We start from the raw sequence: 2,387 nt of genomic DNA, 5'->3' as shown, positions 1-2,387 counted from the left end.
CAGGCTTCTCTATGAAGCTTCCAGCTAATGAGATTCCAAAACTTCTCGCGGTAAAAGACGTTAAGGCGGTGTACCCGAACGTCACATATAAAACAGACAATATGAAGGATAAAGACGTCACAATCTCCGAAGACGCCGTATCTCCGCAAATGGATGACAGTGCGCCTTATATCGGAGCAAACGATGCATGGGATTTAGGCTACACAGGAAAAGGCATCAAGGTGGCGATTATTGACACTGGGGTTGAATACAATCACCCAGATCTGAAGAAAAACTTTGGACAATATAAAGGATACGATTTTGTGGACAATGATTACGATCCAAAAGAAACACCAACAGGCGATCCGAGGGGCGGAGCGACTGACCACGGCACACACGTAGCCGGAACTGTGGCTGCAAACGGAACAATTAAAGGCGTAGCGCCTGATGCCACACTTCTTGCTTATCGTGTGTTAGGACCTGGCGGAAGCGGCACAACGGAAAACGTCATCGCCGGTGTGGAACGTGCAGTGCAGGACGGAGCAGATGTGATGAACCTGTCTCTCGGAAACTCTTTAAACAACCCGGACTGGGCGACAAGCACAGCGCTTGACTGGGCCATGTCAGAAGGCGTTGTCGCTGTTACCTCAAACGGCAACAGCGGACCGAACGGCTGGACAGTCGGATCGCCGGGCACATCAAGAGAAGCGATTTCTGTCGGTGCGACTCAGCTGCCGCTCAATGAATACGCCGTCACTTTCGGCTCCTATTCTTCAGCAAAAGTGATGGGCTATAACAAAGAGAACGACGTCAAAGCGCTCAATAACAAAGAAATTGATCTTGTCGAAGCGGGAATCGGCGAAGAAAAGGATTTTGAAGGGAAAGACCTGACAGGCAAAGTCGCCGTTGTCAAACGAGGCAGCATTGCATTTGTGGATAAAGCGGATAACGCTAAAAAAGCCGGTGCCATCGGCATGGTTGTGTATAACAACCTCTCTGGAGAAATTGAAGCCAATGTGCCAGGCATGTCTGTCCCAACGATTAAGCTTTCATTAGAAGACGGCGAAAAACTCGTCAGCGCCCTGAAAGCTGGTGAGACAAAAACAACATTCAAGTTGACGGTCTCAAAAGCGCTCGGTGAACAAGTGGCTGATTTCTCATCACGCGGCCCTGTTATGGATACGTGGATGATTAAGCCTGATATTTCCGCGCCAGGGGTCAATATCGTGAGCACGATCCCAACACACGATCCTGACCATCCATACGGATACGGATCAAAACAAGGAACAAGCATGGCATCGCCTCATATTGCCGGAGCGGTTGCCGTTATTAAACAAGCCAAGCCAAAGTGGAGCGTTGAACAGATTAAAGCCGCCATCATGAATACCGCTGTCACTTTAAAGGATAGCGATGGGGAAGTATATCCGCATAACGCTCAAGGCGCAGGCAGCGCAAGAATCATGAACGCAATCAAAGCAGATTCGCTCGTCTCACCTGGAAGCTATTCATACGGCACGTTCTTGAAGGAAAACGGAAACGAAACGAAAAAAGAAACGTTTACGATTGAAAATCAATCTTCCATTAGAAAATCATACACACTGGAATACTCATTTAATGGCAGCGGCATCTCCACATCCGGCACAAGCCGTGTTGTGATTCCGGCACATCAAACCGGGAAAGCCACTGCAAAAGTAAAGGTCAATACGAAGAAAACAAAAGCTGGCACCTATGAAGGAACGGTTATCGTCAGAGAAGGCGGAAAAACGGTCGCTAAGGTACCTACATTGCTGATTGTGAAAGAGCCCGATTATCCGAGAGTCACATCTGTCTCTGTCAGCGAAGGGTCTGTACAAGGTACCTATCAAATTGAAACCTACCTTCCTGCGGGAGCGGAAGAGTTGGCGTTCCTCGTCTATGACAGCAACCTTGATTTCGCAGGCCAAGCCGGCATTTATAAAAACCAAGATAAAGGTTACCAGTACTTTGACTGGGACGGCACGATTAATGGCGGAACCAAACTTCCGGCCGGAGAGTATTACTTGCTCGCATATGCCGCGAACAAAGGCAAGTCAAGCCAGGTTTTGACCGAAGAACCTTTCACTGTTGAATAAGAAAAAGCCCTGCCGATTCGGCAGGGCTTTTTAAAGATCAGTCAGCAAACGCCTCCTGCAATAATCGATACGATCGGAGCTTATCTTCAAAATGATGCGTGATGGTCACCACCATGATTTCCTCTGTTTCATACGCTTTACTCAAAGCTAGCAGCCGCTCCTTAACCTGTTCTTTCGTACCGACAATCATTCGATTTCGATTATCAGCAATTCGTCTCTGTTCATAAAGAGAATACGTATTTTTCCGAACAGCTTCATACGAAGGAACTCCCTCTAAAAGAATACCCTGCTCTCCCG

At 47.9% G+C, this 2,387-nt stretch carries 1 protein-coding gene and 1 pseudogene; one reads left to right on the top strand and one right to left on the bottom strand.

Annotation, left to right across the window (positions count from 1 at the left end; genetic code table 11):
• The coding region (gene vpr, locus ACWHAR_RS19910; RefSeq protein WP_452087603.1) for a serine protease Vpr at positions 1-2,090 on the top strand (2,090 nt) is incomplete at its 5' end.
• Between the two features lie 37 nt (positions 2,091-2,127).
• Here the strand turns inward: vpr and ACWHAR_RS19905 are convergent.
• A pseudogene (locus tag ACWHAR_RS19905) lies at positions 2,128-2,387 on the bottom strand (LLM class flavin-dependent oxidoreductase); the annotation flags it as partial.

The sequence above is a fragment of the Bacillus sp. LR--39 genome (assembly GCF_053613335.1).
This window is presented reverse-complemented; position numbering and strand designations above follow the sequence as displayed.